At 40.7% G+C, this 8,263-nt stretch carries 10 protein-coding genes; all 10 read left to right on the top strand.

Going from position 1 to position 8,263, the window contains the following annotated elements:
• Window positions 1-758: 758 nt before the first annotated feature.
• The 10 genes from RH45_RS22230 (at window position 759) to RH45_RS22180 (ending at window position 8,106) form a co-directional block, all read left to right on the top strand.
• Complete coding sequence (locus RH45_RS22230; protein ID WP_008081715.1) at window positions 759-1,169, top strand: cytidine deaminase; 411 nt, start codon at window positions 759-761, stop codon at window positions 1,167-1,169.
• 136 nt (window positions 1,170-1,305) lie between these two features.
• Complete coding sequence (locus tag RH45_RS22225) at window positions 1,306-1,698, top strand: hypothetical protein (protein ID WP_008081714.1); 393 nt, start codon at window positions 1,306-1,308, stop codon at window positions 1,696-1,698.
• Window positions 1,699-1,853: 155 nt separating this feature from the next.
• Window positions 1,854-2,267 (top strand): DUF7684 family protein, encoded by a 414-nt coding sequence (locus tag RH45_RS22220; protein WP_008081713.1) that lies wholly within the window; start codon window positions 1,854-1,856, stop codon window positions 2,265-2,267.
• Window positions 2,268-2,420: 153 nt separating this feature from the next.
• Entirely contained in the window at window positions 2,421-3,059 is a 639-nt protein-coding gene (locus tag RH45_RS22215) for a DJ-1/PfpI family protein (RefSeq protein WP_008081707.1), read from the top strand.
• Between the two features lie 109 nt (window positions 3,060-3,168).
• Complete coding sequence (locus RH45_RS22210) at window positions 3,169-3,687, top strand: hypothetical protein (RefSeq protein ID WP_008081705.1); 519 nt, start codon at window positions 3,169-3,171, stop codon at window positions 3,685-3,687.
• Between the two features lie 104 nt (window positions 3,688-3,791).
• On the top strand, window positions 3,792-4,238 hold the full coding sequence (locus RH45_RS22205; protein WP_039959111.1) for a GNAT family N-acetyltransferase: 447 nt from the start codon (window positions 3,792-3,794) through the stop codon (window positions 4,236-4,238).
• A 104-nt stretch (window positions 4,239-4,342) separates the two neighbouring features.
• Window positions 4,343-4,858 carry a DUF5677 domain-containing protein gene (locus tag RH45_RS22200; RefSeq protein WP_008081701.1) on the top strand — a complete coding sequence of 172 codons (516 nt, stop codon included), beginning with the start codon at window positions 4,343-4,345 and terminating at the stop codon, window positions 4,856-4,858.
• Window positions 4,859-5,184: 326 nt separating this feature from the next.
• Window positions 5,185-6,183: a hypothetical protein gene (locus RH45_RS22195; protein WP_241211676.1), complete on the top strand. Its 999-nt coding sequence runs from the start codon at window positions 5,185-5,187 to the stop codon at window positions 6,181-6,183.
• A gap of 646 nt (window positions 6,184-6,829) precedes the next feature.
• Window positions 6,830-7,327 carry a DUF2867 domain-containing protein gene (locus tag RH45_RS22185; protein ID WP_008081696.1) on the top strand — a complete coding sequence of 166 codons (498 nt, stop codon included), beginning with the start codon at window positions 6,830-6,832 and terminating at the stop codon, window positions 7,325-7,327.
• Between the two features lie 146 nt (window positions 7,328-7,473).
• Entirely contained in the window at window positions 7,474-8,106 is a 633-nt protein-coding gene (locus tag RH45_RS22180) for a hypothetical protein (RefSeq protein ID WP_008081694.1), read from the top strand.
• The last annotated feature ends 157 nt before the right edge of the window (window positions 8,107-8,263 follow it).

The raw sequence follows: 8,263 nt of genomic DNA, 5'->3' as shown, positions 1-8,263 counted from the left end.
CGATTTAACTTCCAGGTGAGTTAAGTGTTTAATGTACAATGTTTTAGGTTCGGTGGTTGGCGTTGTTCACCACTTAACACGGCGTTATGTAGCTTCTTCTACATCGCGAGAGAAGAAATAGATACATAGGCTAGAGTTATTGCTGCTATGAAAAACTGTAGGTTCAATCCATTGATTTTATTCATGACTGATGGGTCAAAGCTAGCCCAAAACAAAACGATAACTAATGGGATTGTCAGCCCAATTTGAGCATGACTTACAAGTTTTTCTAGCGGGACGAAATGAATATCGAAGTCATGTTGCGCTAGCAATCGACCTGTAGTTATGAACGCACACACGATAGAACAAAAATGTATAAATTTGCTTAAACTCATAATGCCTTCTTTGTCCCGATAAAAATCCAAAAAAAAACCTGCCACTGACTAATCCATAGGACGTATCAGTGGCAGGTTCTCTAGCAACTAGTAATAAACCGCCGAAATGAGCCAATGCTCTTGTTTCAGTAATACTGAGTCAAAATTTGTATCAGGCAGTAGTTCCTAGTTATTCCAATAGATACATTTTAACATGGTATCTGGAAAAGACACAACTAGGCACCAGCTACATAACAAAGCGTTTAAGACGGATTCCCAACGCTCGGTATTTTCGGTTTGATTCGGCTTTAGTATTTACGGCACAATGGTTTAGGTGTGGTGGTCTGCGTTGCTCACCACTTAACGCGGCGTTATAGCGCTCGATAAAATTGAATATGGATGGTCATGGATAATATCGAAAAAGAGCTCTATCAAGCAGCAATAGAACTGGTAAATGTGCGATATCCTTCTGGTTGGGGTGGAGCTGCGGCTGTTAGAACAGAGTCAGGAAAAATATTAACAAGCATTGCTCCTGATACGAAAAACGATGCTCTTTCACTATGCATGGAAGTGGGAGCGTATTTAGAGGCTCACAAACTCAATGAGCGAGTGACCCACTCATTATGCCTGTGTCGTGAGAGTGAGAACGATGAATTTCTAATCTTGTCACCATGCGGAGTTTGCCAAGAGCGCCTTGTCCATTGGGGTGGGGATGTCAAAGCAGCAATTACGACTCCAGAGAATGCATTGGTTTTCAAAACTATACGAGAATTAATGCCTCATCATTGGTCACTTGTAAACGGCAAAGCACTATAACAAGGCGTTTAAGGCAGATTCCCAACGCTTGGCGCTCAGCATTTAAAGTTTAGTTTTGTGTTTACGGTACAAAGGTTTAGGTTAGGTGGTTAGCGTTGCTCACTACTTAACGCGGCGTTATACATATGGAGGTAAAATGGAAACTTTCGGAACAATTTATGCTAAAGCAATTGACGATCTGTCTTCCAAAATATTCATCCCCGTGTTCATTAGCGCTCTATTCTCCGAGCTTTCACCGTTATTGCATCCAAAGATGGGCTTCTGGGAAATTTATGTTCCGCTTTTTGTTGTAGGCATAGTGTTAGCGTCATTAGTCTTGCTGTTTCTTTCATTTGCTGAGGTCTATGTAAGTGAGTTTCGAGCTTACGTGGGAATGTTTTTTATGCCACTTGGGGCTATAGGGTTACTGCCACAGTATTTCGATGCCATATCAGTTCCGTATACACAGGTGACAGGATTCTCGCTGCTAGTGTGGTCATTTGTTTTAGCTAATCCTTTGCGGTTTGTTCAGCAACTATTGGATTATTAGCGTTAAAAATATATGTATAACAAAGCGTTTAAGACGGATTCCCAACGCTTGGCATTTTCGGTTTGATTCAACTTTAGTGTTTACGGCACAATGTTTTAGGTAGGGTGGTAGCGTTGCTCACCACTTAACGCGGCGTTATGCGTTTCAGAGGTAATATGGAATATCTTCACTTAAAAAAAGATGCTTCACATATTCCCGCACTTCAGGTTGGGAAGTTTCGCTGCATAATTGTGGCTGAGGAAGCAGTAGCTGAAAGTTGGCAATCGAAATTGAGTTCTTGGCTAGTCGAGGGTGGTTGCTTATATGCTTTAGCTTGGGGTGTTAATGCCAGTTCTTGGGATACATCTATAGATATAGCTAATATCACTTACGTCGGAGATAGCGATTTGAATGATGCAAATTTGGTTGTAACAACTTGGCACGATGATGAGCCGCTGTCAGAAGTCTTTTGGTTTGCAAAACATTTAGCATTACATCCTTACTATGAACTTAGAGATACTGTAGTTGTTCATATCTCTAGCGGTGAGCCTCGCAAACAAGAGTTCGTCGAACTTTTAAAAAACGCATAACAAATTGTTCAAGAGTGATTCGCAACGCGTGGCATTTTTACTATGCGTTGTGTTTTGTGTTTAAGGTGGCATGCGGAAGCTTCGGTATTGCGTTGCTCACACCTTAACAAGGCGTTATGCGATTCATGAGGTCAACGAAAGGAATAGAGACTTATGTACAAAGTTGGCGTTATTATATTTGATGACTTCACAGATGTAGACTTTTTTCTTATGTATGACTTGCTTGGGAGGACAACCGATAGTTGGACGGTCAGCATACTGGGAACTAAACCAGAACATCATTCCCACCTTGGCATGAAAGTTAGAACTGATGGACATATTTCAGAGGTGACTAACCAAGATGTCGTTCTTATCACTAGTGGTAAACGTGGTATTCCAGCTGCGATGAGAGATGCTGAATTTATGTCAGCGTTGAGCCTTGACCCAAACAAACAGCTAATTGGCTCGATATGTGCTGGTTCATTCATCCTTCATGAGCTCGGTTTATTAAAAGGTAAGCCATTAACAACCAATCCAGATGCTAAAGATGTTCTACAAAAGATGGGAGGAGACGTTCAGAATCTGCCTCTAGTAGTAGAAGGTAACATAGCCACTGCAGGAGGCTGTCTCTCACTGATGTATCTCATTGGTTGGGTGGCAGAGCGGCTGTTTGACTCAAGTAAACGAAAAACCATTCAGAATCAATTAATTCCAGCCGGGCAGTTAGAACTTTTTGAAGAGCTCATTAGCACAACTCTTCAGTCAGCAGAGTTGAAAAATTCGCATAACAAAGCGTTTAAGAGTGATTCGTAACGCTTGGCATTTTTAATTTGCATTGGTTTTGGTGTTTAAGGTGCAATGCAGAAACTTCGGCATTGCGTTACTCACACCTTAACGCGGCGTTATGTGAAAGAGGCATATTTTGACATTAGTTATTACAAAAGTAGGGGAAGCTCAAGGCTGGGCTTTTGATATGAGAAAGGTCAAAACCGACTTATTTCATCTTATATCTATTTTTTTAGCCGATGCTCAATATGCAGAGGCAATAGAAAATGAACAAGATCCTCTTTGGTCAATTGCTTCACTGGGTGAACCGGAAATTACAAGGTTACTCATAAGCACAGCTGCCATTGGTCGAGTAATAGATGATAGGGAGTCATTCCTATTGTCGAAGACATCGAATTACTGTGGGAGCATAGAGGTTGATGGGGTCTCCAGCCCACTTAATCTTCGCGAGGCATTCAATAAGATTATACATGCAGATGCTTTTAGTTTAGTGATCAGCGACAGCGACTCTGAGTTTGAACATCTTTCTGCAGAAATCATGCTACATGGTAAACAACGAAGTAAGGACTGGCATGTTAACTTAGATATAGTTGAGTATGTTAGGGAGTACAGTAGGCACCTTACTAGTCTGAGAAAGGATGAAACATTCACATAACAAAGCATTTAAGAGTGATTCGCAACGCTTGGCGTTTTCGCTTCGCTCAAGTATAGCCAAGCGTCGCTCACACCTTAATGCGGCGTTATGTGCTCGGAGGGAAATTGGAAATTCAGAAGGTCCTAAAATCGGACTTAGAAGCAGTGAAAAGGCTTGTTTCAGAGGTCTCAGACAAGGATGTGCTTCCATTGTTTAATGAACAGGGAAAGCAAGAATATATGGACAGAGTTTTACCTGACCTAGTGACAACTTTTGACCATGAGAAGTTTTCATCCGTTAAGGCCGTATCAAATGGGGAAGTCCTTGGTTTTGCTGCTTTACGTGATGGGAATTATCTAACACATTTATTTGTTGCTAATTCACAGCAAGGTTCAGGTTTAGGTCGTGCTTTATTGAATCATTTGCTCAATCAGACAGATGCTCGTGAAGTTAGCCTGCGTTCATCGGTGAATGCTGTTGAGTTCTACAATCGTAATGGTTTCGTAGCAACAGGTGAAGAAGCCGAGTTCAACGGAATTAGGTTCGTACCAATGTCTTTAGTACGCACATAACAAAGCATTTAAGAGTGATTCGCAACGCTTGGCGGTTTCGCTTCGCTCAAGTATAGCCAAGCGTCGCTCACACCTTAATGCGGCGTTATGAAGATGAGGTTGCAATGGAACATCACGAAAATGTAAAGGAACTAAATCAGATTCTTGATTTCTCGATTGCTCTATTTGAAGACTTGTATCAAGAATCAAAGCAAGCTCCATATATAACCATGATGGGGTTATTTGCAGCTATGGTCGAACAATGTCAGGCTTTGGGTACTTTGCTTGAAAAACGTCAATTTGCTGCAACACAATCTATAGCTAGAAATATACTAGAAATCTATGTTGATATTAAAAATGTCGCGAAAGAAGGTAATTACGTTAACTACCTATGGGCTGAGTACTATAATCGTGAAAAAGAGCTTGTTAAGTCTAAGTCCAAGCAAAAACAATATCGAAAGTTACGCAATGATAGTTTCTCTCTTTATCGCCCCGCTCAAGATTTCTATTGTTTAACAATTTCAGAAAAATTCACTCAGGCTGATTTGAAAGATGAATATAGTTCAGTGTATTGCAGGCTATCCGCCCATACTCACAGTGGTTGTTTTTTCATTATTAAACAGGGTTATAGAAAGAAATAAATCTAATAAACTTAGTAATCAAAGTTTATTTAAACAAAGCCCTAGTGAAATAGAGCTTATATCAATTCCGTTGGTTGCGCACTACTTGCTAGATGCGTGTGAAATTGTTGCTAAAGGGCATGGTGATGAGCCTTTAACTATTGTGCAAAAAATTCGTTCGTACCTGACGGAAAAATCTTCATAACAAGCAATTCAAGCTGATTCGCAACGCTCGGCGCTTTCGGTTTCAATAGGTTTGGTGATTAAGGTGAAGTGTTTGGGTAATGTGGCAGTGTTGCTCACAACTTAATTGGGCGTTAAGTGTCTTTTTAGCCATGGTGAAAACAATGAATATGAAAACACAAAACAGGCTTAAACTAAGTCGGGCTTTAAAGAAAAAACTAGCTAGAAAGCAAAATCGTAAAAAGCGAGCTTATATCCAGCCTCGTAAGCGCGCTCTACCAAAAGTTAAGGCGTTGTTCAGAGATGATATCACTACGAGTAATCGAGCATATATCAATATCCGAGATGGAAAAGATATACACGAAGTTGCGGCACGCTTCCTGTGCGAAGATTTATGGTCTAAATTTCAACCTCACAGTGATCAGCACTTCTTGCAAGAGTTTGCGATAGACTTTGATGCACGCTTTTGGGAAATGGATCTAACTGTTGCTCTAATTGAAATCGGACACAGCGTTATTTGTCCAAAGCCCGGTCCCGATGTGTGCATCGAAGGTGATCAGAAAGTTTGGGTTGAAGCGATTGCACCTAAGGCAGGAAAAGGTCCAGATAAAGTACCGCCAATGAAGTTTGGTGAAGCTCAAACTGTGCCAAATGACCAAATAATCCTACGATATACGTCTGCTATAGCTGAAAAGTTTGAGCGGTATAAGTCGTATGTGTCATCTGGAATTGTTTCTAACAATGAGCCTTACGTTATTGCGATAAATGGCTGTCAAATTCCTAGCGCAAGACTTGATCACAATCCTCCTAGGATCGTTCGTAGTGTTTTTCCGATCGGGGATGAATATTTCACTATAGATAGGCAGACGGGATCGAGGAAAGGTTCTGGGTTTATTTTTCGACCTTCTATCAAAAAAAGTTCTGGCTCTGATATTCCAACAGATCTATTCCTTCGAGAAGACTTTGCACAAATTAGTGCAATTATCTTCTCTTGCTCTGATTGTTGTAATAGACCATCAAAGGGAAATGATTGGGTCGTGGTGCACAATCCCTTAGCAGTAAACCCGATATGTTCGGGGTTGTTCCCTTGCTTTAAAGAATACCAAGCAACTGAAAATGGTGAGGGTGAGTACATTTTGAACAACATCCAATCAAACACTTAACAATCTGTTTAAGAGTGATTCGCAACGCGTGGCATTTTTACTGTGCGTTGGTTTAAGTGTTTAAGGTGGTATGCTGGAGCTTCTGTATTGCGTTGCTCACACCTTAATGCGGCGTTAGGTGTAAATAAGTAGCAGGAGGCGACGATGATTAAATTTGGTCTCCCTTGTGATGGGTGGCTAGACCTACACATAGCTCTGAATGCAAATTGGGCTACCTTCTCAATTTCTGATGTTGGACCTAATTCAGTACTCCAGTTTTTTGGGATTTTAAGTTGGCTCGAGGACCCGCAAAATACTTACATAGTTCATTGCAACCTAGAGCCTGCGTTGTTGACTTTAAATTTTGAGGTATACAACGACTGTTTAATCGTAGAAGCGGATCTAGATATATCGAAGATAGGTCAAGCTTCTATGAGCGTTAGTGATTTTAACGCAATGTATGGCAGGGAAATTAGAGCGTTGTTGCCACATTGCAAAGGAAATGCATGGACTTGCGAAGTTAACACCTAACAAACTGTTCAAGAGGGATTCACAACGCGTGGCATTTTTACTATGCGTTGATTTTGGTGTTTAAGGTGCTATGCGTGAACTTCGGTATTGCGTTGCTCACCCCTTAACAGGGCGTTATGCCTTTTGGGAGAAATACATGTCAATTCCAAAATATTCTGAGTTGTTTGATTATGCAAAAGGGGCTTATTTCGCTGATAGCTTTTCATGCGAAATCCCTAACAATGACCAAACCGCACTCGATATCTATCTTGAAATCGCGAAACAAACGCCAGCGTGGGTTTCATTCTTAATGGCAACGAGAAATCGCATAGTATCAGTACTTGGTTTAAAGAACTTAGGCCGACTTCAGGATGCTATGTTAGCGGAAAATGTGGCAAACATTAGCGTTGGCGAGAGAATCGGTATTTTCACGTTACACAGCAATAGTGATACTGAAATTGTCTTAGAGGACAGTGACAAACATCTTGATGTTAGAGTGTCATTTTTACTGGACGTAGTTGGGGATAAAATTACAGTACACGCGACCACGGTTGTGCATGTACATAACATGTTTGGCAAAGTGTACATGTTTTTTGTTGCTCCAGTTCACAAGTTCATCGTCCCTAGTTCTTTGAAAACGTTGGGACAGGCATAACAAAGCGTTCAAGACGGATTCACAACGATTGGCGCCTTGCATTCTAAGTTGGGTTAAGTGTTTAAGGTGTAAAGGTTTAGGTTAGGTGGTTAGCGTTGCTCACCACTTAACGCGGCGTTACAAAGATTAGGAGACTTTCACGATAAATGGACTTAGTTGTTGAGTTACTAAAAAGTGGTGATTACTGGATTGCGATTGTTGTAGTGATCGTAACTATTGCTATAAATGCTCCTAGAGTAACCGAGTACTACTTCTTACTTAGAAAAAATAGAATGGCTCAGATTTTGTCTGCTTTACAAGAACCGAATGTTTCGGAAGAACTAAAGACTCATTTGAAAAATGAGCTCGATATTGAGTGTTTTAAAGGTATTCATGGTATCCGCGTTAGTCTCCCAATGTTAAAAGCAGTTTATGTACTTAATGAAAGGGTTGGGGCGACGGTCTCTTTCAGACATGTTTTGAAAACAGTCCAACTTTTACCTGATATTTCAGATGTAGAGCTTTTGTCGTACCGGATCAGATTAAATATCCTAGATAAGGTTATTGCTTCTTATAACCTGGTGTTTGGATTGCTCATAGCTGGCTTTGGGTTCATAACATTTTTATTATCGATTTATTCGATTGTTACTGGATTTGAGCCAAGTCTTCTTATTTCTGGTGTTATCTTCCTACCTTTAGGTTTTTACATGCTCAATGATGGTAGTGCCTTGTTTTCTGTGTATCACATCAATAGAGCACTCAATGACTATGAAAAGGCAACTGAGAAAAAGTCTTTATAACAAATTGTTCAAGAGTGATTCGGCACGCGTGGCATTTTTACTATGCATCGGTTTTAGTGGTTAAGGTGGTATGCGGAGGCTTCGGTATTGCGTGCCTCACACCTTAACAAGGCGTTATGTGCAGTAGTCGATCTATTTGAAGAGGTATTATGGAGGT

Source organism: Vibrio sinaloensis DSM 21326, assembly GCF_000189275.1.
GTDB lineage: Bacteria > Pseudomonadota > Gammaproteobacteria > Enterobacterales > Vibrionaceae > Vibrio > Vibrio sinaloensis.
The sequence above is the reverse complement of the archived record's forward strand: the minus strand, read 5'-3'. Positions and strand labels throughout refer to the sequence as shown.